Annotated in this window: 35 protein-coding genes; 1 reads left to right on the forward strand and 34 read right to left on the reverse strand. The window is 57.5% G+C overall.

All coding sequences use genetic code 11. From position 1 onward, the window contains the following. Window positions 1-4 precede the first annotated feature (4 nt). Entirely contained in the window at window positions 5-2839 is a 2835-nt protein-coding gene (gene uvrA / locus J5X93_RS23350; protein WP_250034071.1) for an excinuclease ABC subunit UvrA, read from the forward strand. Between the two features lie 72 nt (window positions 2840-2911). Here uvrA and bfr read toward each other — a convergent pair whose 3' ends face one another. The 34 genes from bfr to rpsL form a co-directional block, all read right to left on the reverse strand. Then, on the reverse strand, window positions 2912-3376 hold the full coding sequence (gene bfr, locus J5X93_RS23355; RefSeq protein WP_028690240.1) for a bacterioferritin: 465 nt from the start codon (window positions 3374-3376) through the stop codon (window positions 2912-2914). A gap of 164 nt (window positions 3377-3540) precedes the next feature. Next, window positions 3541-4980, reverse strand: a complete 1440-nt coding sequence (locus tag J5X93_RS23360) for a catalase (RefSeq protein ID WP_043210287.1) — start codon at window positions 4978-4980, stop codon at window positions 3541-3543. Window positions 4981-5150: 170 nt separating this feature from the next. Beyond that, a complete protein-coding gene (gene rplQ / locus J5X93_RS23365) occupies window positions 5151-5537 on the reverse strand; it encodes a 50S ribosomal protein L17 (protein ID WP_043210290.1) in 387 nt (128 codons plus the stop codon). 42 nt (window positions 5538-5579) lie between these two features. Continuing rightward, window positions 5580-6581: a DNA-directed RNA polymerase subunit alpha gene (locus J5X93_RS23370; protein ID WP_003255452.1), complete on the reverse strand. Its 1002-nt coding sequence runs from the start codon at window positions 6579-6581 to the stop codon at window positions 5580-5582. 22 nt (window positions 6582-6603) lie between these two features. Continuing rightward, window positions 6604-7224, reverse strand: coding sequence for a 30S ribosomal protein S4 (gene rpsD, locus J5X93_RS23375; protein ID WP_043210292.1), 621 nt, complete (start codon window positions 7222-7224; stop codon window positions 6604-6606). 15 nt (window positions 7225-7239) lie between these two features. Next, a complete protein-coding gene (gene rpsK / locus J5X93_RS23380; RefSeq protein WP_003255454.1) occupies window positions 7240-7629 on the reverse strand; it encodes a 30S ribosomal protein S11 in 390 nt (129 codons plus the stop codon). 18 nt (window positions 7630-7647) lie between these two features. Next, window positions 7648-8004 carry a 30S ribosomal protein S13 gene (gene rpsM, locus J5X93_RS23385; protein ID WP_003255457.1) on the reverse strand — a complete coding sequence of 119 codons (357 nt, stop codon included), beginning with the start codon at window positions 8002-8004 and terminating at the stop codon, window positions 7648-7650. Window positions 8005-8135: 131 nt separating this feature from the next. Further along, window positions 8136-8252: a 50S ribosomal protein L36 gene (gene rpmJ, locus J5X93_RS23390; protein WP_011531897.1), complete on the reverse strand. Its 117-nt coding sequence runs from the start codon at window positions 8250-8252 to the stop codon at window positions 8136-8138. 28 nt (window positions 8253-8280) lie between these two features. Beyond that, window positions 8281-9612, reverse strand: a complete 1332-nt coding sequence (secY, locus tag J5X93_RS23395; protein WP_043210294.1) for a preprotein translocase subunit SecY — start codon at window positions 9610-9612, stop codon at window positions 8281-8283. Continuing rightward, window positions 9613-10047: a 50S ribosomal protein L15 gene (gene rplO, locus J5X93_RS23400; RefSeq protein WP_003257107.1), complete on the reverse strand. Its 435-nt coding sequence runs from the start codon at window positions 10045-10047 to the stop codon at window positions 9613-9615. A gap of 3 nt (window positions 10048-10050) precedes the next feature. Next, a complete protein-coding gene (gene rpmD, locus J5X93_RS23405; protein WP_009397493.1) occupies window positions 10051-10227 on the reverse strand; it encodes a 50S ribosomal protein L30 in 177 nt (58 codons plus the stop codon). Window positions 10228-10229: 2 nt separating this feature from the next. After that, complete coding sequence (gene rpsE / locus J5X93_RS23410; protein WP_023382626.1) at window positions 10230-10730, reverse strand: 30S ribosomal protein S5; 501 nt, start codon at window positions 10728-10730, stop codon at window positions 10230-10232. Window positions 10731-10733: 3 nt separating this feature from the next. Then, window positions 10734-11084, reverse strand: a complete 351-nt coding sequence (rplR, locus tag J5X93_RS23415; protein WP_011531893.1) for a 50S ribosomal protein L18 — start codon at window positions 11082-11084, stop codon at window positions 10734-10736. Window positions 11085-11094: 10 nt separating this feature from the next. Next, window positions 11095-11628 carry a 50S ribosomal protein L6 gene (rplF, locus tag J5X93_RS23420; RefSeq protein WP_043210302.1) on the reverse strand — a complete coding sequence of 178 codons (534 nt, stop codon included), beginning with the start codon at window positions 11626-11628 and terminating at the stop codon, window positions 11095-11097. A gap of 12 nt (window positions 11629-11640) precedes the next feature. Beyond that, entirely contained in the window at window positions 11641-12033 is a 393-nt protein-coding gene (rpsH, locus tag J5X93_RS23425) for a 30S ribosomal protein S8 (protein ID WP_043210304.1), read from the reverse strand. A gap of 211 nt (window positions 12034-12244) precedes the next feature. Then, a complete protein-coding gene (rpsN, locus tag J5X93_RS23430) occupies window positions 12245-12550 on the reverse strand; it encodes a 30S ribosomal protein S14 (RefSeq protein ID WP_013970638.1) in 306 nt (101 codons plus the stop codon). A 13-nt stretch (window positions 12551-12563) separates the two neighbouring features. Then, window positions 12564-13103, reverse strand: a complete 540-nt coding sequence (gene rplE / locus J5X93_RS23435) for a 50S ribosomal protein L5 (RefSeq protein ID WP_043210306.1) — start codon at window positions 13101-13103, stop codon at window positions 12564-12566. 20 nt (window positions 13104-13123) lie between these two features. Continuing rightward, window positions 13124-13438, reverse strand: a complete 315-nt coding sequence (gene rplX, locus J5X93_RS23440; protein ID WP_013970637.1) for a 50S ribosomal protein L24 — start codon at window positions 13436-13438, stop codon at window positions 13124-13126. Window positions 13439-13449: 11 nt separating this feature from the next. Continuing rightward, a complete protein-coding gene (gene rplN, locus J5X93_RS23445; protein WP_008089810.1) occupies window positions 13450-13818 on the reverse strand; it encodes a 50S ribosomal protein L14 in 369 nt (122 codons plus the stop codon). 23 nt (window positions 13819-13841) lie between these two features. Continuing rightward, on the reverse strand, window positions 13842-14108 hold the full coding sequence (gene rpsQ / locus J5X93_RS23450) for a 30S ribosomal protein S17 (protein ID WP_043210310.1): 267 nt from the start codon (window positions 14106-14108) through the stop codon (window positions 13842-13844). A 2-nt stretch (window positions 14109-14110) separates the two neighbouring features. Then, on the reverse strand, window positions 14111-14302 hold the full coding sequence (gene rpmC / locus J5X93_RS23455; RefSeq protein ID WP_002555481.1) for a 50S ribosomal protein L29: 192 nt from the start codon (window positions 14300-14302) through the stop codon (window positions 14111-14113). Then, the gene (gene rplP, locus J5X93_RS23460) at window positions 14302-14715 is read right to left on the reverse strand and encodes a 50S ribosomal protein L16 (RefSeq protein WP_009397508.1); all 414 of its coding nucleotides are present in this window, start codon (window positions 14713-14715) and stop codon (window positions 14302-14304) included. Before rplP ends, rpmC begins: the two co-directional genes overlap by 1 nt. A gap of 12 nt (window positions 14716-14727) precedes the next feature. Beyond that, window positions 14728-15414, reverse strand: coding sequence for a 30S ribosomal protein S3 (rpsC, locus tag J5X93_RS23465; RefSeq protein ID WP_003255481.1), 687 nt, complete (start codon window positions 15412-15414; stop codon window positions 14728-14730). A 13-nt stretch (window positions 15415-15427) separates the two neighbouring features. Further along, the gene (gene rplV / locus J5X93_RS23470; RefSeq protein WP_003103908.1) at window positions 15428-15760 is read right to left on the reverse strand and encodes a 50S ribosomal protein L22; all 333 of its coding nucleotides are present in this window, start codon (window positions 15758-15760) and stop codon (window positions 15428-15430) included. Window positions 15761-15771: 11 nt separating this feature from the next. Further along, the gene (rpsS, locus tag J5X93_RS23475) at window positions 15772-16047 is read right to left on the reverse strand and encodes a 30S ribosomal protein S19 (RefSeq protein ID WP_010486981.1); all 276 of its coding nucleotides are present in this window, start codon (window positions 16045-16047) and stop codon (window positions 15772-15774) included. A 16-nt stretch (window positions 16048-16063) separates the two neighbouring features. Next, the gene (rplB, locus tag J5X93_RS23480; protein ID WP_043210313.1) at window positions 16064-16888 is read right to left on the reverse strand and encodes a 50S ribosomal protein L2; all 825 of its coding nucleotides are present in this window, start codon (window positions 16886-16888) and stop codon (window positions 16064-16066) included. A gap of 14 nt (window positions 16889-16902) precedes the next feature. Next, a complete protein-coding gene (gene rplW / locus J5X93_RS23485) occupies window positions 16903-17202 on the reverse strand; it encodes a 50S ribosomal protein L23 (RefSeq protein WP_003255484.1) in 300 nt (99 codons plus the stop codon). Continuing rightward, the gene (rplD, locus tag J5X93_RS23490) at window positions 17199-17801 is read right to left on the reverse strand and encodes a 50S ribosomal protein L4 (protein WP_043210315.1); all 603 of its coding nucleotides are present in this window, start codon (window positions 17799-17801) and stop codon (window positions 17199-17201) included. Before rplD ends, rplW begins: the two co-directional genes overlap by 4 nt. A gap of 12 nt (window positions 17802-17813) precedes the next feature. Continuing rightward, the gene (gene rplC / locus J5X93_RS23495; protein ID WP_043210317.1) at window positions 17814-18449 is read right to left on the reverse strand and encodes a 50S ribosomal protein L3; all 636 of its coding nucleotides are present in this window, start codon (window positions 18447-18449) and stop codon (window positions 17814-17816) included. Window positions 18450-18530: 81 nt separating this feature from the next. Continuing rightward, window positions 18531-18842, reverse strand: a complete 312-nt coding sequence (gene rpsJ / locus J5X93_RS23500) for a 30S ribosomal protein S10 (RefSeq protein WP_003186070.1) — start codon at window positions 18840-18842, stop codon at window positions 18531-18533. 141 nt (window positions 18843-18983) lie between these two features. Then, window positions 18984-20177: an elongation factor Tu gene (gene tuf, locus J5X93_RS23505; RefSeq protein ID WP_099593972.1), complete on the reverse strand. Its 1194-nt coding sequence runs from the start codon at window positions 20175-20177 to the stop codon at window positions 18984-18986. 30 nt (window positions 20178-20207) lie between these two features. Further along, on the reverse strand, window positions 20208-22355 hold the full coding sequence (gene fusA, locus J5X93_RS23510) for an elongation factor G (RefSeq protein WP_043215341.1): 2148 nt from the start codon (window positions 22353-22355) through the stop codon (window positions 20208-20210). Window positions 22356-22385: 30 nt separating this feature from the next. Then, a complete protein-coding gene (gene rpsG, locus J5X93_RS23515) occupies window positions 22386-22856 on the reverse strand; it encodes a 30S ribosomal protein S7 (protein ID WP_003246741.1) in 471 nt (156 codons plus the stop codon). A gap of 105 nt (window positions 22857-22961) precedes the next feature. Next, window positions 22962-23333 carry a 30S ribosomal protein S12 gene (gene rpsL, locus J5X93_RS23520; RefSeq protein ID WP_003257088.1) on the reverse strand — a complete coding sequence of 124 codons (372 nt, stop codon included), beginning with the start codon at window positions 23331-23333 and terminating at the stop codon, window positions 22962-22964. Window positions 23334-23469: the final 136 nt, after the last annotated feature.

Genomic DNA, 23469 nt, shown 5'->3' on the forward strand with positions numbered 1-23469 from the left:
CGCAGTGGACAAGATCCTGATTCGTGGGGCACGTACCCACAACCTGAAGAACATCGACCTGACCCTGCCCCGGGACAAGCTGATCGTGATCACCGGCTTGTCCGGCTCCGGCAAGTCGTCCCTGGCGTTCGATACCCTCTACGCCGAGGGCCAGCGGCGCTATGTGGAATCCCTGTCGGCCTATGCCCGGCAGTTCCTGTCGATGATGGAAAAACCTGACGTCGATACCATCGAAGGCCTGTCGCCGGCCATCTCCATCGAACAGAAATCGACCTCCCACAACCCACGCTCCACTGTCGGCACCATCACCGAGATCTACGATTACCTGCGCCTGCTCTATGCCCGCGTCGGCACGCCACGCTGCCCGGACCACGACATTCCGCTGGAGGCGCAAACGATCAGCCAGATGGTCGACCTGGTGCTCGAGCGCCCGGAAGGCACCAAACTGATGCTGCTGGCGCCGGTAGTGCGCGAACGCAAGGGCGAGCATCTGGCGGTGTTCGACGAACTGCGCGCCCAGGGGTTCGTGCGCGCCCGAGTCAACGGCAAGCTCTACGAGCTGGACGAGCTGCCCAAGCTGGATAAACAGAAAAAGCACAGCATCGATGTGGTGGTGGACCGCTTCAAGGTCCGCGAAGACTTGCAGCAGCGCCTGGCGGAGTCGTTCGAAACGGCCTTGAAGCTGGCCGACGGCATCGCCTTGGTAGCGCCGATGGACGACGAGACAGGAGAAGAGATGATCTTCTCCGCGCGCTTCGCCTGCCCGGTGTGCGGGCATGCCATCAGCGAGCTCGAGCCGAAGCTGTTCTCCTTCAACAACCCGGCCGGCGCTTGCCCGACCTGCGACGGCCTGGGGGTCAAGCAGTTCTTCGACACCAAGCGCCTGGTCAACGCTGAACTGACCCTGGCCGAGGGCGCCATTCGTGGCTGGGATCGGCGCAACGTCTATTACTTCCAGATGCTCGGCTCCCTGGCGGCACACTACGGTTTCAGTCTGGAACTGCCATTCGGTGAGCTGTCGGCCGAGCACCAGAAAGTCATTCTGCACGGCAGTGGCAAGCAAAGCGTCGACTTCAAGTACCTCAACGACCGTGGCGACATCGTCAAGCGCTCGCACCCGTTCGAAGGCATCGTGCCCAACCTGGAGCGGCGTTACCGCGAGACCGAATCAGCCACTGTGCGCGAAGAGCTGGCCAAGTACCTGGGCACCCAACCCTGCCCGGACTGCCGCGGCACTCGCCTGCGTCGTGAAGCGCGTCACGTGTGGGTGGGCGAGAAGACCTTGCCGGCCGTCACCAACCTACCGATCGGCGAAGCCAGCGACTACTTCAGCGACCTGACCCTGACAGGCCGACGCGGCGAAATCGCGGCGAAGATCCTCAAGGAGATTTGCGAGCGACTGCAGTTCCTGGTCAACGTCGGCCTCGACTACCTCACCTTGGACCGCAGCGCCGAGACCCTCTCCGGCGGCGAAGCCCAGCGCATCCGCCTGGCCAGCCAGATCGGCGCTGGCCTGGTGGGGGTGATGTACATTCTCGACGAACCCTCCATTGGCCTGCACCAGCGCGACAACGACCGCTTGCTGGCGACCCTCAATCACCTGCGGGACCTTGGCAATACCGTGATTGTGGTGGAGCACGACGAGGACGCGATCCGTCTAGCCGACTATGTGGTGGACATCGGCCCTGGCGCGGGCGTGCACGGAGGGAAGATCGTCGCGGAAGGCTCGCCTGAGGAAGTCATGGCTCACCCCGACTCGCTCACAGGCAAATACCTGTCCGGGCGCAAGAAAATCGTCGTGCCGGCCAAGCGCACCCCCCGCGACAAGAAGCTTGCCCTCAAGCTCAAAGGCGCCCGCGGGAACAACCTGCAAAACGTTGATCTCGAAGTGCCGATCGGCCTGCTGACCTGCGTCACCGGGGTTTCCGGCTCGGGCAAATCGACACTGATCAACAATACTCTGTTCCCACTGGCGGCCACGGCCCTCAATGGCGCCAGCAGCCTGGAAGCGGCTGCTCATACCAGCCTCGACGGCCTGCAACACCTGGACAAGGTGGTCGATATCGACCAGAGCCCCATCGGCCGCACGCCGCGCTCCAACCCGGCGACCTACACCGGTATCTTCACCCCGATCCGCGAGCTGTTCGCCGGCGTGCCGGAGTCGCGCGCCCGCGGCTATGGCCCAGGGCGCTTCTCGTTCAACGTCAAGGGTGGTCGCTGCGAAGCCTGCCAGGGCGATGGTCTGATCAAGGTGGAAATGCATTTCCTGCCGGACATCTATGTGCCGTGCGATGTGTGCAAGAGCAAGCGCTACAACCGCGAGACGCTGGAGATCAAGTACAAGGGCAAGAACATCCACGAGGTCCTGGAAATGACCATCGAGGACGCCCGTGAATTCTTCGACGCGGTCCCCGCCCTGGCGCGCAAGCTGCAAACGCTGATGGATGTCGGGCTTTCCTACATCAAGCTCGGGCAATCGGCTACAACGCTATCCGGCGGCGAAGCGCAGCGGGTCAAGCTGTCCCGAGAGCTGTCCAAGCGCGACACCGGCAAGACGCTCTACATCCTCGACGAGCCGACCACGGGCCTGCACTTCGCTGACATCCAGCAACTGCTCGATGTGCTGCACCGCTTGCGCGATCACGGCAATACCGTGGTGGTGATCGAGCACAACCTGGATGTGATCAAGACCGCCGACTGGCTTGTGGACCTTGGTCCGGAGGGAGGCTCGAAGGGCGGGCAAATCATCGCCTGCGGTACGCCTGAAGAACTGGCCGAGATGAAACAGTCCTATACCGGCCATTACCTCAAGCCGCTGCTGGAGCGTGACCGAGTGTGATGAAAAAAGCCCCTGGCATGTTGATGCCAGGGGCTTTGCTTGGCGCCACCTCCTCGCGGAAGGCGTGGGGCATTACATCTGCGACTGCAGGTAGTTCTCCAGGCCGATCGCTTTGATCAGGCCTTGCTGTTTCTCCAGCCAATAGGTGTGATCTTCTTCAGTATCGGCCAGTTGCGCACGCAGAATGTCGCGACTGATGTAGTCCTTGTGCAGCTCGCACAATTCGATGCCTTTGCACAGTGCGGCACGCACCTTGTACTCGAGCTTCAAATCGGCCTCGATCATCTCCGGCACGGTGCTGCCGACCTCCAGATCGTCGGCGCGCATGTCGGGCGTACCTTCGAGCATGAGGATCCGACGCATCAGAGCATCGGCGTGCTGCGTCTCCTCTTCCATCTCGTGGTTGATTCGCTCGTAGAGCTTGGTCAGGCCCCAATCTTCATACATGCGAGAGTGGATGAAGTATTGATCGCGTGCTGCCAGTTCGCCCTTCAGCAACGTGACGAGGTAGTTGATTACGTCCGGGTGACCTTGCATCGCCCTGCTTCTCCCTGTGAAAACGGCTTATGGCTCATAGTTTGAACCAGGATTTGTCTACGGTCACGGACAAAGGCGCAATTAGAAGCAAAAAATCGGTTAAACAGTAGTGATATTCATTGAAAAACCGCCCAAATGAGGGCGGTTCTTCTTATCACTTCGACTTAGGCGAGATTGACGCCCAGAGCCTTTGCAACGCCCTCGCCATAGGCAGGATCCGCCTTGAAGAAGTACTGCAACTGACGTTGCACTACATCATCGCTGACCCCCGCCATCGCCCCGGCGATATTGCTGATGAGCAGTGCCTTTTGCTCGTCACTCATCAAGCGGAACAGTGCACCGGCGTGACTGTAGTAGTCCGTGTCTTCACGGTGATCATAGCGATCAGCGGCGCCCTGCAGGGCCAGTGCCGGCTCGGCGTGACGCGACGACTGTTTGGGCGCATCACTGTAGCTGTTGGGCTCGTAGTTCGGCGCACTGCCATAGTTACCGAAGGCCATCGCGCCATCGCGCTGGTAGCTGTGCACAGGGCAACGCGGCGCATTGACTGGCAGCTGCTGATGGTTGGTGCCAACGCGATAGCGGTGCGCATCGGCATAGGCGAACACGCGCCCTTGCAGCATCCGATCCGGCGAGAGGCCCACACCTGGGACCATGTTGCTCGGGCCAAAGGCGGCCTGCTCGACTTCAGCGAAATAGTTGAGCGGGTTACGGTTGAGCTCCAACACACCAACTTCGATCAACGGGTATTCCTTCTGCGACCAAGTCTTGGTCACATCAAAGGGGTTTTCCTCCCGAGCTGCTGCCTCTGCCTCGCTCATCACTTGAATGCATACAGTCCAGCGCGGGTAATCACCACGCTCGATGGCCTCGAACAGGTCACGCTGAGCGTAGTCCGGGTCTGTACCTGCCAAACGGGCGGCCTCGACGGGCGACAGGTTCTTGATGCCTTGCTGGGTCTTGAAGTGCCACTTGACCCAAGTGCGCTCGCCCTTGGCGTTGATCAGGCTGTAGGTATGACTGCCAAAGCCGTGCATGTGGCGGTAGCCATCCGGAATGCCTCGATCAGAGAACAGAATGGTGACCTGGTGCAGCGCCTCCGGCGAATGAGACCAGAAGTCCCACATCATTTGGGCATTCTTCAAATTGGACTGCGGGTGCCGCTTTTGGGTATGGATGAAGTCCGGGAATTTCAGCGGATCGCGAATGAAGAATACAGGTGTGTTGTTGCCAACGATGTCCCAATTGCCTTCCTCGGTATAGAACTTCACTGCAAAGCCACGCGGATCACGCTCGGTGTCTGCAGAGCCGCGCTCTCCGCCTACGGTGGAGAAACGCAGGAAGGTCTCTGTTTCCTTGCCGATACGCTCGAATAGCTTGGCGCTGGTGTATTGGGTGATATCGCGGGTGACAGTGAAGGTACCGTATGCGCCAGAGCCCTTGGCGTGTACACGGCGTTCCGGGATGTTCTCCCGGTTGAAGTGGGCGAGTTTCTCGATCAGATGGAAATCATCGAGCAACAGCGGGCCGCGCGGCCCGGCCGAACGGGAATTCTGGTTGTCTGCTACTGGGGCACCGCTGGCGGTGGTGAGAATCTTGCTCATGGGCTCTCCTTATCAGTTTTTAGCTGCCGCTGATCGGCGTGCTGACAAGTATGGGCAACCCTGGTTACAAGAACTAATTCATTGATTGATTCACATCAATAGAAATTGATAATCCTCGCAAGCACAAAAAACCGGGCACTAGGCCCGGTTTCTTGTAGCAGACTGACGTCTTACTCGGCGGCTTCTACAGCACCACCGACCGGACGATCAACCAGCTCGACGTACGCCATAGGCGCGTTGTCGCCAGCGCGGAAACCGCACTTCAGGATACGCAGGTAGCCGCCCTGACGGGTGGCGTAGCGCTTGCCCAGATCGTTGAACAGCTTGCCAACGGCAGCTTTCGAACGGGTACGGTCGAAAGCCAGACGGCGGTTGGCGACGCTGTCTTCCTTGGCCAGGGTGATCAGCGGCTCGGCAACGCGGCGCAGTTCCTTGGCTTTCGGCAGGGTGGTTTTGATCAGCTCGTGCTCGATCAACGACACTGCCATGTTCTGGAACATAGCCTTGCGGTGAGAGCTGGTACGGCTCAGGTGACGTCCACTTTTACGATGACGCATGATTCATTCCTTACCAAACACTACGTTCGGTGATTACGACGATCAGGCGGTCGCCTTGTCGTCTTTCTTAAGACTTGCAGGCGGCCAGTTGTCGAGGCGCATGCCGAGAGACAGACCACGAGAGGCCAGGACGTCCTTGATTTCAGTCAGGGACTTCTTGCCCAGGTTAGGAGTCTTCAACAGCTCTACTTCGGTACGCTGAATCAGGTCGCCGATGTAGTAGATGTTCTCCGCCTTGAGGCAGTTGGCCGAACGTACGGTCAGTTCCAGATCGTCAACCGGACGCAGCAGGATCGGATCGATCTCGTCTTCCTGCTCGACTACAACAGGCTCGCTGTCACCTTTGAGGTCGACGAACGCGGCCAGCTGCTGTTGCAGGATGGTCGCGGCGCGGCGGATAGCCTCTTCAGGGTCCAGGGTGCCGTTGGTTTCCAGATCGATGACCAGCTTGTCCAGGTTGGTACGCTGCTCAACACGGGCGTTCTCGACCACATAGGCGATACGACGCACCGGGCTGAACGAAGCGTCCAACTGCAGACGGCCGATGCTGCGGCTTTCGTCTTCGTCGGTCTGACGGGAGTCGGCCGGCTCGTAACCGCGACCACGAGCTACGGTGAGCTTCATGTTCAGGGCGCCGTTGGACGCCAGGTTCGCGATTACGTGATCGGGATTGACGATCTCGACATCGTGATCCAGCTGAATATCGGCAGCGGTAACCACCCCCGAACCCTTTTTCGACAAGGTCAGCGTAACTTCGTCACGACCGTGCAGCTTGATAGCCAGGCCTTTGAGGTTCAACAGGATTTCAATGACATCTTCCTGTACACCTTCGATCGCGGAGTACTCGTGGAGTACGCCATCAATCTCGGCCTCGACTACTGCACAGCCAGGCATGGAGGACAACAGGATGCGGCGCAGCGCGTTGCCCAGGGTATGGCCGAAACCACGCTCGAGAGGCTCGAGCGTGATCTTGGCGCGGGTCGGACTGACAACCTGCACATCAATGTGGCGGGGTGTCAGGAACTCATTTACCGAAATCTGCATGGATGCACCTATTTTCTAGCCCTTACTTGGAGTAGAGCTCGACAATCAGGTTTTCGTTGATGTCGGCGGACAGGTCGCTGCGAGCAGGAACGTTCTTGAAAACGCCCGACTTCTTGGCAGCATCCACGTCAACCCACTCAACGCGGCCACGCTGGGCGCACAGTTCAAGGGCTTGAACAATGCGCAGCTGGTTCTGCGACTTCTCGCGAACCGCGACCACGTCACCCGGACGAACTTGGTAGGATGGAATGTTTACGGTCTTGCCGTTGACGCTGATTGCCTTGTGCGAAACCAGCTGACGCGATTCCGAACGAGTGGAACCGAAGCCCATACGGTAGACAACGTTGTCCAGACGGCACTCGAGCAGTTGCAGCAGGTTTTCACCGGTAGCGCCTTTTTTCGAGGCAGCAGTCTGGTAGTAACCGCGGAACTGACGCTCCAGTACACCGTAGATACGACGAACTTTTTGCTTCTCGCGCAGCTGGGTACCGTAGTCGGACTGACGGCCACGGCGCTGACCGTGGATACCTGGGGCTGCTTCGATGTTGCACTTCGATTCCAGAGCGCGAACGCCGCTCTTCAGGAACAGGTCGGTGCCTTCACGACGAGACAGTTTGCATTTTGGACCAATGTAACGTGCCATTTATCTGTCTCCTGATTACACGCGACGCTTCTTCGGCGGACGGCACCCGTTGTGCGGGATTGGCGTCACGTCGGTGATGCTGGCGATCTTGTAGCCGCAGCTGTTCAGTGCACGAACGGCGGACTCACGACCTGGACCTGGACCCTTGACGTTGACGTCGAGGTTCTTCAGGCCATATTCCAGCGCAGCTTGACCAGCACGCTCAGCAGCGATCTGGGCTGCGAACGGGGTGGATTTGCGCGAACCACGGAAACCCGAACCACCGGAAGTAGCCCAGGACAGTGCGTTGCCCTGACGGTCGGTGATGGTCACGATGGTGTTGTTGAAAGACGCATGGATGTGGGCGATGCCATCAACCACTGTCTTTTTGACTTTCTTACGAGGACGAGCAGCAGGTTTTGCCATGTCTATATTCCTGGGCGATTACTTGCGGATCGGCTTACGCGGGCCCTTACGGGTGCGTGCGTTGGTCTTGGTGCGCTGACCGCGAACCGGCAGACCTTTACGATGACGCAGGCCGCGGTAGCAACCCAGGTCCATCAAGCGCTTGATCTTCATGTTGATGTCACGGCGCAGGTCACCTTCGGTGGTGAACTTCGCGACTTCGCCACGCAGGGTTTCGATTTGCTCGTCGCTCAGATCCTTGATCTTAGCGGCTGGATTTACACCAGCGTCTGCACAGATCTTCTGTGCAGTTGTGCGACCGACACCATAGATGTAGGTCAGCGAGATAACAGTGTGCTTGTTATCTGGAATGTTGACGCCTGCAATACGGGCCATTCAGTGGGACTCCAATTGACAGCTACCTACGCCCCGGAAGCCAAGAAATAGGGCGCGAGATAATATCGCTGTAGAAACGAATAATCAACCCAGCAGCACACTAGCTGCTGGGTTTGAAGCGCGGATCACACTCAGCCTTGGCGCTGCTTGTGACGCGGTTCCGCGCTGCAGATCACGCGCACGATACCTTCGCGACGAATGATCTTGCAGTTGCGGCACAGCTTTTTCACCGATGCACGAACTTTCATTACCGACTCCTCGAACCTTAGGGGACTATCAGCGCAGCAGGCCGCTGCCACCGTAGCCTTTCAGGTTGGCTTTCTTCATCAGGGATTCGTACTGGTGCGAAACGAGGTGCGATTGTACTTGGGACATGAAGTCCATCACAACCACTACCACAATCAGCAACGAGGTCCCGCCAAGGTAGAACGGCACGTTTGCTGCCACCACCAGGAACTGGGGCAGAAGGCAGACGGCCATCATGTAAAGAGCACCGAACATGGTCAAACGAGTCAGAACGCCATCGATATAGCGCGCCGACTGCTCACCAGGACGGATACCCGGAATAAAGGCACCGGACTTCTTCAGGTTTTCCGCTACGTCTTTCGGATTGAACATCAATGCTGTGTAGAAGAAGCAGAAGAAAATGATCCCTGCACTAAACAGCAGAATGTTCAACGGCTGACCAGGAGCGATCGACTGCGAGATGTCTTGCAGCCAGCCCATACCTTCGGACTGACCGAACCAGGCACCCAGCGAAGCCGGGAACAGCAAAATGCTGCTGGCGAAAATAGCCGGGATAACCCCCGCCATGTTCACCTTGAGCGGCAAGTGGCTAGTCTGCGCAGCAAAGACCTTACGGCCCTGCTGACGCTTGGCGTAGTGAACGGCGATACGACGCTGACCACGCTCAATGAACACCACGAAGCCGATAATCGCTACTGCCAGCAAACCGATAGCGACCAGGGCGAAGATGTTGATATCGCCTGTACGCGCAGACTCGAAAGACTGCCCGATTGCTCTCGGAAGACCGGCAACGATACCTGCGAAGATCAACATCGAGATACCGTTGCCCACACCGCGCTCGGTGATCTGCTCGCCCAGCCACATCATGAACATCGCGCCGGCCACGAAGGTGGCAACGGCGACAACATAGAAGCTCAGGCCTGCAGAAAACGCCACGCCCTGGTTGGCCAAGCCGATGGACATGCCAATGGCTTGAACCAGTGCCAGGATAACGGTGCCGTAGCGGGTGTACTGGCTGATCTTGCGACGGCCAGCTTCACCTTCCTTCTTCAACTGCTCCAGTTGTGGGCTGACCGCGGTCATGAGCTGCATGATGATCGATGCCGAAATGTACGGCATGATCCCCAGTGCAAAGATGCTCATGCGCTCCAGCGCACCACCGGAAAACATGTTGAACAAGCTAAGAATGGTCCCCTCATTCTGCCGAAACAGATCCGCCAGACGGTCCGGATTGATGCCAGGCACCGGGATATGCGCGCCAATTCGATAGACGATGATCGCCATGAACAGAAAGCGCAGACGAGCCCAGAGTTCCGACATCCCGCCCTTACCGAGCGAAGAGAGAGCACCTTGCTTAGCCATTTATTCCTCGAACTTGCCGCCAGCTGCTTCGATAGCCGCACGCGCACCCTTGGTGGCTGCGATACCCTTGATGGTGACTGCGCGAGTGACTTCGCCCGACAGCATGATTTTCACACGCTGTACGTTCTGGCCGATCACGTTGGCATCCTTCAGGGATTGCACGGAAATCACGTCGCCTTCCACCTTGGCCAGCTCGGACAGACGCACTTCAGCGCGATCCATAGCTTTCAGGGAAACGAAGCCGAACTTCGGCAGACGACGGTGCAGCGGCTGTTGACCGCCTTCGAAGCCCGGAGCGATCGAACCACCGGAACGGGAGGTTTGACCTTTGTGGCCGCGGCCACCGGTCTTGCCCAAACCGCTACCGATACCACGACCCGGACGATGCTTCTCGCGACGGGAACCCGGCGCTGGACTCAGATCATTGAGTTTCATCGATTAACCCTCGACGCGCAGCATGTAGTAAGCCTTGTTGATCATCCCGCGGTTTTCGGGAGTGTCTTGGACTTCTACAGTGTGACCGATGCGACGCAGACCCAGACCCTTAACGCACAGTTTGTGGTTAGGCAGGCGGCCGGCGGTGCTTTTGATCAGCGTTACTTTTACGGTTGCCATGATCAGATGATCTCCTCAACGCTCTTGCCGCGCTTGGCAGCAATGGACTCAGGAGATTGCATGGCTTTCAGACCCTTGAAGGTGGCGTAAACCACGTTCACTGGGTTGGTCGAACCGTAGCACTTGGCCAGAACGTTCTGGACACCAGCAACTTCCAGGACAGCACGCATTGCGCCGCCGGCGATGATACCGGTACCTTCCGAGGCAGGCTGCATGTAAACCTTCGAGGCGCCGTGGGCGGCCTTGGTGGCGTACTGCAGGGTAGTGCCCTTCAGGTCAACCTGGATCATGTTGCGACGGGCAGCTTCCATGGCTTTCTGAATCGCAGCAGGTACTTCGCGCGACTTGCCACGGCCGAAGCCGACACGGCCCTTGCCATCACCTACCACGGTCAGCGCGGTGAAGGTGAAGATACGGCCGCCTTTGACGGTTTTTGCAACGCGGTTAACTTGAACCAGCTTCTCGATGTAGCCTTCGTCGCGCTTTTGGTCGTTATTTGCCATAACTTAGAACTCCAGCCCGCCTTCACGAGCAGCATCAGCCAGCGCCTTGACGCGGCCGTGGTACTTGAAGCCAGAACGGTCGAAAGCAACTTGAGAGACGCCGGCGGCTTTCGCGCGCTCAGCTACCAGCTTGCCAACCTTAGTGGCCGCGTCGATGTTGCCGGTGGCGCCATCACGCAGTTCTTTGTCCAAGGTAGAGGCGCTTGCCAGAACCTTGCTGCCGTCGGCCGAAATGACCTGGGCGTAGATGTGCTGCGAGGAGCGGAACACGCAGAGACGCACGGCTTCGAGCTCGTGCATTTTCAGGCGTGCTTTGCGAGCGCGACGCAGTCGAGTAACTTTTTTGTCGGTCATTTGCTAGGCCCTACTTCTTCTTGGCTTCTTTACGACGGACTACTTCGTCCGCGTAACGCACACCCTTGCCTTTGTAAGGCTCTGGCGGACGGAAGTCGCGGATTTCAGCGGCCACCTGACCAACCAGCTGCTTGTCGATACCCTTGATCAGGATGTCGGTCTGGCTGGGAGTTTCAGCGGTGATGCCGGCTGGCAGTTCGTAGTCCACTGGGTGCGAGAAGCCCAGAGCCAGGTTCAGGACGGAGCCCTTGGCCTGTGCTTTGTAACCAACACCGATCAGCTGGAGCTTACGCTCGAAGCCTTGGCTTACGCCCTGAACCATGTTGTTGACCAGAGCACGGGTGGTACCGGCCATGGCGCGGGCTTGCTGGTCACCGTTGCGAGCGGCGAAACGCAGCTCACCAGACTCTTCGGTAACTTCAACAGACGAGTGAACGTTCAGTTCGAGAGTGCCTTTGGCACCCTTAACCGAAAGCTGTTGGCCGGCGAATTTGACTTCGACGCCAGCTGGCAGCTTAACGGGGTTCTTAGCGACGCGAGACATGCCTATCTCCCCTTAGAACACTGTGCACAGAACTTCGCCGCCGACACCGGCAGCGCGCGCAGCGCGATCAGTCATCACACCTTTGTTGGTGGAGACGATAGACACGCCCAGGCCGCCACGTACTTTCGGCAGGTCTGCGACGGACTTGTACTGGCGCAGGCCTGGACGGCTGGAGCGCTTCAGTTCCTCGATGACCGGACGGCCTTCGAAGTACTTCAGTTCGATCGACAGGGAAGGCTTGGCCTCACCAGTTACCTGGTAGCCAGCGATGTAACCTTCGTCCTTCAGAACTTTGGCAACCGCGACCTTCAGGGTGGAGGAAGGCATGCTTACGACGGACTTTTCAGCCATCTGGGCATTACGGATGCGAGTTAGCATGTCCGCTAACGGGTCCTGCATACTCATGGGCTAGATGCTCCTGATACAAGAATTATTAGCCTTGCGGCTATCACAACCACCCGAGCGGGCAGGGTAAAAAAAACCCAGGCTCAGGTGAGCCGGTCATTCTAGACACAAGGCAGAAACGAAACAAGCCCCATGAAGGGGCTTGTTCGTTGGCGAAGTTACCGACGGTCGGAAGATCGCTCCCCTTCCGCCGGTTCTACACCTGCAGCGATTACCAGGAGGCCTTGACCAGACCCGGTACGTCGCCACGCATTGCAGCTTGACGCAGCATGTTACGGCCCAGGCCGAACTTACGGTATACACCGTGAGGACGACCGGTCAGGCGGCAACGGTTACGCAGGCGCGAGGCGCTAGCGTCGCGTGGCTGCTTCTGCAGAGCGACTACGGCAGCGAAACGCTCTTCAGGAGAGGCGTTCAGGTTGACGATGGTCGCTTTCAGCTCAGCACGCTTCTTAGCGTACTTGGCTACCGTGAGCTGACGCTTCAGCTCGCGGTTCTTCATGCTCTTCTTGGCCATTTTCCTACTCCAATCAGTTGCGGAACGGGAATTTGAAAGCACGCAGCAGAGCGCGACCTTCGTCATCCGTACGAGCAGTGGTGGTCAGGGTGATGTCCAGACCGCGCAGAGCATCGATCTTGTCGTAGTCGATTTCCGGGAAGATGATCTGCTCTTTCACGCCCATGCTGTAGTTGCCACGACCGTCGAAGGACTTGGCATTCAGGCCGCGGAAGTCGCGAACCCGAGGCAGGGAGATCGCCAGCAGGCGGTCCAGGAATTCGTACATACGATCACGGCGCAGGGTTACCTTGACGCCAATCGGCCAACCTTCACGAACCTTGAAGCCCGCAATCGACTTGCGAGCGAAAGTCACAACGGCTTTTTGGCCGGTGATCTTTTCCAGGTCGGCAACGGCGTTCTCGATGACTTTCTTGTCACCGACCGCTTCGCCCAGACCCATGTTCAGGGTGATCTTGGTTACGCGAGGAACTTCCATCACGTTCGCCAGCTTAAGTTCTTCCTTAAGCTTGGGAGCGATTTCGTTCCGGTAAATCTCTTTCAGTCGTGCCATTGTCTTCTACCTAGCAGTGTTCAAGCATCAACCGCTTTCTGGGTCGACTTGAAGACACGAATTTTCTTGCCGTCTTCAACCTTGAAGCCAACGCGGTCAGCCTTGTTGGTTTCACCATTGAAAATGGCAACGTTGGAAGCGTGCAGAGGCGCTTCTTTCTCGACGATACCGCCCTGGACGCCCGCCATCGGGTTAGGCTTGGTATGACGCTTGACCAGGTTGACACCACCAACAACCAGACGGTTGTCAGCGAGAACCTTCAGCACCTTACCGCGCTTACCTTTGTCCTTGCCGGCGATCACGATGATCTCGTCGTCACGACGAATCTTTTGCATGTCGGATCTCCTTAGAGCACTTCAGGGGCGAGCGAGACGATCTTCATGAACTTCTCGGTACGAAGTTCACGGGTCACTGGCCCGAAGATGCGAGTGCCGATCGGCTCTTGCTTGGTGTTCAGCAGAACAGCAGCGTTGCCGTCGAAACGAATGATGGAACCGTCAGCGCGACGTACACCATGACGGGTACGAACGACAACGGCAGTCATCACCTGGCCTTTTTTGACCTTACCGCGAGGAATTGCTTCCTTGACGGTAACTTTGATGATGTCACCGATACCGGCGTAACGGCGGTGGGAACCGCCGAGCACCTTGATGCACATGACGCGACGAGCGCCGCTGTTATCGGCCACATCGAGCATGGATTGAGTCTGAATCATAAAATTTCTCCGACCCTTCGCCCTTAGACTTCAACAGCGCGTTCGATGACTTCAACCAGTGCCCAGGACTTGGTCTTGGCCAGCGGACGGGTTTCACGAATGGAAACCTTGTCGCCGATCTTGCACTGGTTAGTCTCGTCGTGCGCGTGCAGCTTAGTCGAACGCTTAACGTATTTACCGTAGATCGGGTGCTTGACGCGACGCTCGATCAGAACGGTGATGGTCTTGTCCATTTTGTCGCTGACGACACGGCCAGTCAGCGTACGGACGGTTTTTTCAGCTTCAGCCATGATCACTTACCTGCCTGCTGGTTGAGCACAGTTTTCACGCGAGCGATGTCACGCTTAACTTGCGAGAGCAGGTGCGACTGCCCCAACTGGCCAGTTGCCTTCTGCATACGCAGATTGAACTGGTCGCGCAGCAAGCCGAGCAGTTGCTCATTCAGTTGCTGTGCCGATTTTTCACGAAGTTCATTCGCTTTCATCACATCACCGTCCGCTTAACAAAGGAGGTGGCGAGTGGCAGCTTTGCAGCAGCCAGGGCGAAGGCCTCGCGCGCCAGCTCTTCAGAAACACCCTCGATCTCGTACAGGACTTTGCCTGGCTGAATCTGGGCAACCCAGTATTCCACGGAACCTTTACCTTTACCCATACGAACCTCGAGAGGCTTCTTGGTAACCGGCTTGTCCGGGAAGACGCGGATCCAGATCTTGCCGCCACGTTTTACGTGACGGGTCAGGGCACGACGTGCCGACTCGATCTGACGGGCGGTGAGACGACCGCGAGCAACAGCCTTCAGGGCGAATTCGCCGAAGCTGACCTTGCTACCGCGCAGTGCCAGACCACGGTTGTGGCCGGTCATCTGCTTACGGAATTTTGTACGCTTTGGTTGCAACATTTGGCGTACCCCTTACTTAGCAGCTTTTTTACGAGGCGCTGGTGCTTGAGGCTTCAGCTCTTCCTGGCGACCACCAATAACTTCGCCTTTGAAGATCCAAACCTTCACACCGATCACACCGTAAGTGGTGTGAGCTTCGTAGGTGTTGTAGTCGATATCGGCACGCAGGGTGTGCAGAGGCACACGACCTTCGCGATACCACTCAGTACGAGCGATCTCGGCACCGCCGAGACGACCGCTAACCTGGATCTTGATGCCCTTGGCACCAATACGCATGGCGTTCTGAACGGCGCGCTTCATGGCGCGACGGAACATTACGCGGCGCTCCAGCTGCTGAGCTACGCTCTGGGCAACCAGCATTGCGTCGAGTTCCGGCTTGCGGATCTCTTCGATGTTGATGTGCACAGGCACACCCATCTGCTTGGTCAGGTCCTGACGCAGCTTCTCAACGTCCTCACCCTTCTTGCCGATAACGATACCGGGACGAGCGGTGTGGATGGTGATGCGTGCAGTTTGGGCCGGACGATGAATATCGATACGGCTTACGGACGCGCTTTTTAGTTTGTCCTGGAGGTACTCACGCGTTTTCAGATCCTTCAACAGGTAATCTGCGTAAGTAGCGCCGTCTGCATACCAGACGGAGGTGTGCTCCTTGACGATTCCCAGGCGAATGCCAGTGGGATGTACTTTCTGACCCATCTGATCGACTCCGTTACTTGTCCGCAACCTTGACAGTGATATGGCAAGACCGCTTGACGATGCGATCAGCGCGGCCTTTGGCACGCGGCATGATGCGCTTCAGCGAACGCCCTTCGTTGACGAAGACGGTGGAGACCTTCAGGTCATCAACGTCTGCGCCTTCGTTGTGTTCGGCGTTGGCTACGGCCGACTCGAGGACTTTCTTCATGATTTCAGCGGCTTTTTTGCTGCTGAAGGCCAACAGGTTGAGCGCTTCGCCCACCTTCTTCCCGCGGATCTGGTCGGCGACCAAGCGGGCTTTCTGGGCGGAGATTCGAGCGCCCGACAACTTAGCGGCTACTTCCATTTCCTTACCCCTTAACGCTTGGCTTTCTTGTCAGCCACGTGCCCGCGATAGGTGCGGGTACCGGCGAACTCGCCCAGTTTGTGGCCGACCATGTCTTCGTTCACGAGAACTGGGACATGCTGGCGACCGTTATGTACCGCGATGGTCAGACCGACCATTTGTGGCAGGATCATCGAACGGCGCGACCAGGTTTTAACTGGCTTGCGATCGTTCTTCTCCACCGCCACTTCGATCTTCTTCAGAAGGTGAAGATCGATAAAAGGACCTTTTTTCAGAGAACGTGGCACTGTCGTATCCCTCTAGTTACTTGCGACGACGGACGATCATATTGTCGGTACGCTTATTACCACGGGTCTTCGCACCCTTGGTCGGGAAGCCCCATGGCGATACCGGATGACGACCACCGGAGGTACGACCTTCACCACCACCATGTGGGTGGTCAACCGGGTTCATGGCAACACCACGAACGGTTGGGCGAACGCCGCGCCAGCGTTTGGCACCAGCTTTACCCAGCGAACGCAGGCTGTGCTCGGAATTCGAGACTTCGCCCAGGGTCGCACGGCACTCAGCCAGTACTTTACGCATTTCACCAGAGCGCAGACGCAGGGTCACGTAAGCGCCTTCGCGAGCGATCAGCTGAGCCGAAGCACCAGCGGAACGAGCGATCTGAGCACCTTTGCCCGGCTTCAGTTCGATGCCATGAATGGTGCTACCTACTGGGATGTTGCGCAGTTGCAGGGAGTTACCGGCCTTGATTGGGGCCAGAGCGCCTGCGATCAGCTGGTCGCCAGCAACAACGCCTTTAGGGGCGATGATGTAGCGACGCTCGCCGTCTGCGTAGCACAGCAGGGCGATGTGAGCAGTACGGTTCGGGTCGTATTCGATACGCTCGACGGTGGCCGGGATGCCATCTTTGTCGTTGCGACGGAAGTCAACCAGACGGTAATGCTGCTTATGACCACCACCAACGTGACGAGTGGTGATGCGGCCATTGTTGTTACGACCACCAGACTTCGATTTCTTCTCGATCAGCGGTGCGTGAGGAGCGCCTTTGTGCAGCTCCTTGTTGACCACCTTGACCACGAAACGGCGGCCAGGGGAAGTCGGTTTGCATTTAACGATTGCCATGATGCACCCCTTCCTTACTCAGCACTGCTGCTGAAATCGAGATCTTGGCCTGGCTGAAGGGAGACGATCGCCTTCTTCCAGTCATTACGCTTGCCCAGACCACGTGCGGTACGCTTGGTTTTACCCAGAACGTTAACAGTCGACACGTTTTCAACTTTTACGTTGAACAGGCCTTCGACAGCTTTCTTGATTTCCAGCTTGGTTGCGTCAGTAGCAACCTTGAATACGAACTGGCCTTTCTTCTCAGCCAGAACGGTAGCCTTCTCGGAAACGTGCGGGCCAAGGAGGACTTTAAATACGCGTTCCTGGTTCATCCCAGCAGCTCCTCGAATTTCTTCACGGCCGAGACAGTGATCAACACTTTCTCGTATGCGATCAGACTGACCGGATCGGAACCCTGAACGTCACGTACGTCGACGTGCGGCAGGTTACGAGCAGCCAGGTACAGGTTCTGATCAACAGCGTCGGAAACGATCAGTACGTCGTTCAGACCCATGCCGTTCAGCTTGTTCAGCAGGTCTTTGGTCTTCGGAGCTTCAACAGCGAAGTCCTGAACTACGACCAGACGCTCGCTACGTACCAGCTCGGAGAGGATGGAGCGCAGGGCTGCGCGATACATCTTCTTGTTGAGCTTCTGCGAGTGGTCCTGCGGACGAGCTGCGAAGGTGACACCACCGCCGCGCCAGATTGGGCCGCGAGTGGTACCGGCACGAGCGCGGCCGGTGCCTTTCTGACGCCACGGGCGCTTGCCGCCACCAGCTACGTCGGAACGGGTCTTCTGCTGCTTGGTGCCCTGACGGCCGCCGGCCATGTAGGCCACGACTGCTTGGTGTACCAGCGTCTCGTTGAATTCGCCACCGAAAGTCAGTTCGGAAACTTCGATCGCCTGAGCGTCATTTACATTAAGTTGCATGTCAGTTTCCCCTTAACCGCGAGCCTTGACAGCTGGACGCACAACCACGTCGCCGCCAGTAGCGCCTGGAACGGCACCCTTGACCAGCAGCAGGTTGCGTTCTGCGTCTACGCGTACTACTTCCAGGGACTGAACAGTCACGCGCTCGGCGCCCATGTGACCGGACATCTTCTTGCCCTTGAATACACGACCAGGAGTCTGGCACTGGCCGATGGAGCCAGGGACACGGTGCGATACAGAGTTACCGTGGGTGTTGTCTTGACCACGGAAGTTCCAACGCTTGATGGTACCGGCGAAGCCTTTACCTTTGGACTGACCGGTTACGTCTACCAGCTGGCCTGCAGTGAAGAGTTCAGCTTTGATCAGATCGCCAGCCTGGAAATCGCCTTCTTCAAGACGGAACTCCCAGACACCGCGACCAGCGGCAACGTTAGCCTTGGCGAAGTGACCTGCCTGAGCGGCAGTCACGCGCGAAGCACGACGCTCACCAACAGTGACTTGCACTGCACGGTAGCCATCGGTTTCTTCAGTTTTGAACTGGGTGACGCGATTCGGCTCGATCTCGATGACCGTGACCGGAATGGAGACACCTTCTTCGGTGAAAATGCGGGTCATACCGCACTTGCGACCGACTACACCAATAGTCATGTTGTAAACCTCATGAGTGTACGGGGCTTTCACCCGCTATGGCCGCCCATTTCAGAGCGTTACACGACTCAGACCGAAGTCTTAGCCGAGGCTGATCTGTACTTCCACGCCTGCCGCAAGGTCAAGCTTCATCAGCGCGTCAACGGTTTTATCCGTTGGCTGGACGATGTCCAGAACACGCTTATGAGTGCGGATCTCGTACTGGTCACGCGCGTCTTTGTTGACGTGCGGGGAAACCAGAACGGTGAAACGCTCTTTGCGGGTTGGCAGTGGAATTGGACCACGCACTTGTGCACCAGTACGTTTCGCGGTTTCCACGATTTCCTGGGTGGATTGGTCGATCAGGCGATGGTCAAAAGCCTTCAACCTGATACGGATTTGCTGATTTTGCATTGGATTTCAGACTCCAGGCTGTTCCCATCGGGCGCACTACGCCCGTTAAAAGGAGGCGTGATTCTATAGACGCCCCTATTTAGTGTCAACCCAATAAAAAAAGCCCCCGCTGAGCGGGGGCTTTTTCAATCGACCGAGTGATTACTCGATGATTTTTGCTACGACGCCGGCGCCGACGGTACGACCGCCTTCACGGATAGCGAAGCGCAGACCGTCTTCCATTGCGATGGTCTTGATCAGGGTAACAGTCATCTGAATGTTGTCACCTGGCATTACCATTTCAACGCCTTCCGGCAGTTCGCAGTTACCGGTCACGTCAGTGGTACGGAAGTAGAACTGAGGACGGTAGCCTTTGAAGAACGGAGTGTGACGACCGCCTTCTTCCTTCGACAGAACGTAGACTTCTGCAGTGAACTTGGTGTGCGGCTTGACCGAACCTGGCTTGACCAGAACCTGGCCACGCTCAACTTCGTCACGCTTGGTGCCGCGCAGCAGGACGCCGCAGTTCTCGCCAGCACGACCTTCGTCCAGCAGCTTGCGGAACATCTCAACGCCGGTGCAGGTGGTGGTGGTGGTTGGACGCAGACCAACGATTTCCAGGGCGTCCTGAACGCGGACGATACCACGCTCGATACGACCGGTAACAACGGTACCACGACCCGAGATCGAGAAGACGTCTTCGATCGGCATCAGGAACGGCTGGTCAACGGCACGAACTGGCTCAGGGATGTAGGCATCCAGAGTCTCAACCAGCTTCTTAACAGCGCTGGTACCCATTTCGTTGTCGTCTTTGCCTTCCAGAGCCATACGAGCCGAACCGATGATGATCGGAGTGTCGTCGCCTGGGAAGTCGTAGGTGGACAGCAGGTCGCGAACTTCCATCTCGACCAGTTCCAGCAGCTCAGCGTCGTCTACCAGGTCAGCCTTGTTCAGGAAGACCACGATGTACGGAACGCCAACCTGACGGGACAGCAGGATGTGCTCACGGGTTTGTGGCATCGGACCATCGGCGGCCGAGCAAACCAGGATCGCGCCGTCCATCTGGGCAGCACCGGTGATCATGTTCTTCACGTAGTCAGCGTGACCTGGGCAGTCAACGTGAGCGTAGTGACGAATGTTCGAGTTGTACTCGACGTGAGCGGTGTTGATGGTGATACCGCGTGCTTTTTCTTCTGGAGCCGAGTCGATCTTGTCGAACTCAACGACGGCCGAACCGAAGACTTCGGAGCAGACGCGGGTCAGAGCTGCAGTCAGAGTGGTCTTACCGTGGTCAACGTGGCCGATAGTGCCGACGTTAACGTGGGGAAGGGAACGATCAAATTTTTCTTTAGCCACGACAGTGAACCTCTTGCCTAAAGGGCTGGATTAGCCTTGTTTTTTAACGAGTGCTTCGACGATGTTCGACGGAGCTTCGGAGTACTTGGAGAATTCCATGGAGTAGCTTGCGCGACCCTGAGACATGGAACGGACGTCGGTTGCATAACCGAACATTTCTCCCAGCGGGACTTCTGCACGGATAACCTTGCCGGAGACCGAGTCATCCATACCCTGGATCAGACCACGACGACGGTTCAGGTCACCCATCACGTCACCCATGTAATCCTCAGGGGTTACTACCTCAACCTTCATGATCGGTTCAAGCACAACACCGCCGCCCTTCTGAGCCAGCTGCTTGGTCGCCATGGAGGCCGCGATCTTGAACGCCATCTCGTTGGAGTCGACGTCGTGGTACGAACCGTCGAACACGGTAGCCTTCAGGCCGATCAGAGGATAGCCGGCAACGACGCCGTTCTTCATCTGCTCTTCGATACCCTTCTGGATCGCAGGGATGTATTCCTTCGGAACAACACCGCCAACGACTTCGTTGGTGAAGACCAGGCCTTCAGTGATGTTGCCGTTGGCATCCTGGTCCGGCTCGGAGAAGCGGATCCAGCAATGACCGAACTGACCACGGCCACCGGACTGACGAACGAACTTGCCTTCGATCTCGACACCGGACTTGGTGATCTTCTCGCGGTAAGAAACCTGCGGCTTGCCGATGTTGGCTTCAACGTTGAATTCACGCTTCATGCGGTCAACGATGATGTCCAGGTGCAGCTCACCCATACCGGAGATGATGGTCTGACCAGTCTCTTCGTCGGTCTTGACGCGGAACGACGGGTCTTCCTGAGCCAGCTTGCCCAGAGCGATACCCATCTTCTCCTGATCCTGCTTGGTCTTCGGCTCAACGGAGAGCGAGATTACAGGCTCAGGGAAGTCCATGCGCTCAAGGATGATTGGCTTGTCGGCGTCGCACAGGGTTTCACCAGTGGTAACGTCTTTCATGCCGATCAGGGCCGCGATGTCGCCAGCGCGAACTTCCTTGATCTCTTCACGCTGGTTGGCGTGCATCTGCACCATACGACCAACGCGCTCTTTCTTGCCTTTGACCGAGTTGATGACCGAGTCACCAGAGGTCAGAACGCCCGAGTAGACGCGAACGAAGGTCAGGGTACCAACGAACGGGTCGGTAGCGATCTTGAACGCCAGAGCCGAGAACGGCTCGTTGTCGTCGGCATGACGCTCGTCCTGCTGCTCTTCGGTGATCTCTTCCTTCGGCGTATCAGCCAGATCAGGGTGGATACCCTTGATCGCAGGGATCTCGGTCGGAGCAGGCAGGAAGTCGATCACGGCATCGAGAACCAGGGGAACGCCCTTGTTCTTGAACGAGGAGCCGCAGACGGCAGGAACGATTTCGCTCGCCAGAGTACGGGCGCGCAGACCGGCCTTGATCTCTTCGACAGACAGGTCACCTTCTTCAAGGTACTTGTTCATCAGCTCTTCGTTGGCTTCAGCAGCGGACTCGACCATATTGGCGCGCCACTCTTCAGCCAGCTCCAGCATATCGGCAGGAATTTCTTCCTCGCGATAGGTGGTGCCCTTGTCGTCATCGTTCCAGTAGATGGCCTTCATCTTGATCAGGTCAACCTGACCCTGGAAGTTGTCTTCCGAACCGATAGCCAGCTGGATTGGAACCGGGGTGTGACCCAGACGGTTCTTGATCTGGCCGACAACGCGCAGGAAGTTGGCACCAGCACGGTCCATCTTGTTCACGTAAACAACACGTGGAACGCCGTATTTGTTGGCCTGACGCCATACGGTTTCGGACTGCGGCTCAACGCCAGAGGTACCGCAGAATACGACGACCGCGCCGTCGAGTACGCGCAGCGAACGCTCAACTTCAATGGTGAAGTCAACGTGGCCGGGGGTATCGATGACGTTTACGCGGTAGTTGTCGTACTGACCACGGGAGCCTTTCCAGAAGGTGGTAACGGCAGCGGAGGTAATGGTGATACCGCGCTCCTGCTCCTGCACCATCCAGTCGGTGGTCGCGGCGCCATCATGCACCTCGCCCATCTTGTGGCTCAGACCTGTGTAGAACAGGATCCGCTCGGTAGTGGTAGTCTTGCCCGCGTCAACGTGCGCGCAGATACCGATGTTACGGTAGCGGTTAATTGCTGTAGTACGAGCCATAAAGCCCTCGCAAAAAGATTGATGCTTGAATTAGAAGCGGTAGTGCGAGAACGCCTTGTTGGCCTCGGCCATACGGTGCACGTCTTCACGCTTCTTGACTGCAGCACCCTTGCCTTCAGCAGCATCCAGCAGCTCACCGGCCAGGCGCAGAGCCATGGACTTCTCGCCACGCTTGCGGGCGTAGTCTACGAGCCAGCGCATTGCCAGAGCATTACGACGGGACGGACGAACTTCAACCGGAACCTGGTAAGTGGCACCGCCTACACGGCGGGACTTTACTTCGACCAGCGGAGCGATGGCGTCGAGAGCTTTCTCGAAGATTTCCAGGGGGTCGCTGTTCTTGCGTGCTTTGACGGTATCCAGGGCACCGTAAACGATGCGCTCGGCTACGGCCTTCTTGCCGCTTTCCATCACGTGGTTCATGAACTTGGCGAGAATCTGGGATCCGTACTTCGGATCGTCCAGGATCTCACGTTTTGCTGCTACACGACGTCTTGGCATGATAAGCCCTCAAACGGTCTTCAGGTTAGCCCGGGACGCGGGTCTTCGACCCCTGCCCGACCTTACTCTTATCGACTCAAAAAATGGATGTCTGCAAACGGCCGATTACTTCGGACGCTTGGTACCGTACTTCGAACGACCCTGGTTACGGCCTTTAACGCCCGAAGTATCCAGAGAGCCGCGAACGGTGTGGTAACGAACACCTGGCAAGTCTTTTACACGGCCGCCACGGATCAGAACGACGCTGTGCTCTTGCAGGTTGTGGCCTTCACCACCGATGTACGAGGAAACCTCGAAACCGTTGGTCAGACGCACACGGCATACTTTACGCAGTGCCGAGTTAGGTTTTTTCGGCGTGGTGGTGTACACACGGGTGCACACGCCACGACGCTGCGGGCAGTTCTGCAGCGCAGGTACGTCGGATTTCTCGACGGTACGCTTACGCGGCTGACGTACCAGCTGGTTGATAGTTGCCATCTACTAGCTCCACTGATTGTCTTGCGACGCTATTGTCTTGCAAGAAAGCCAAAAATTGGCGAGACGGAGCCTCACCAAATTTAAGGGTACAAAAGTCTAAAGAGGATCTTGCACCCAGTCAAGACGAGGCCCCGGC

Origin of the sequence: Pseudomonas sp. BYT-1, from assembly GCF_023611805.1 — a bacterium.
GTDB classification, from domain to species: Bacteria; Pseudomonadota; Gammaproteobacteria; order Pseudomonadales; family Pseudomonadaceae; genus Aquipseudomonas; species Aquipseudomonas guariconensis.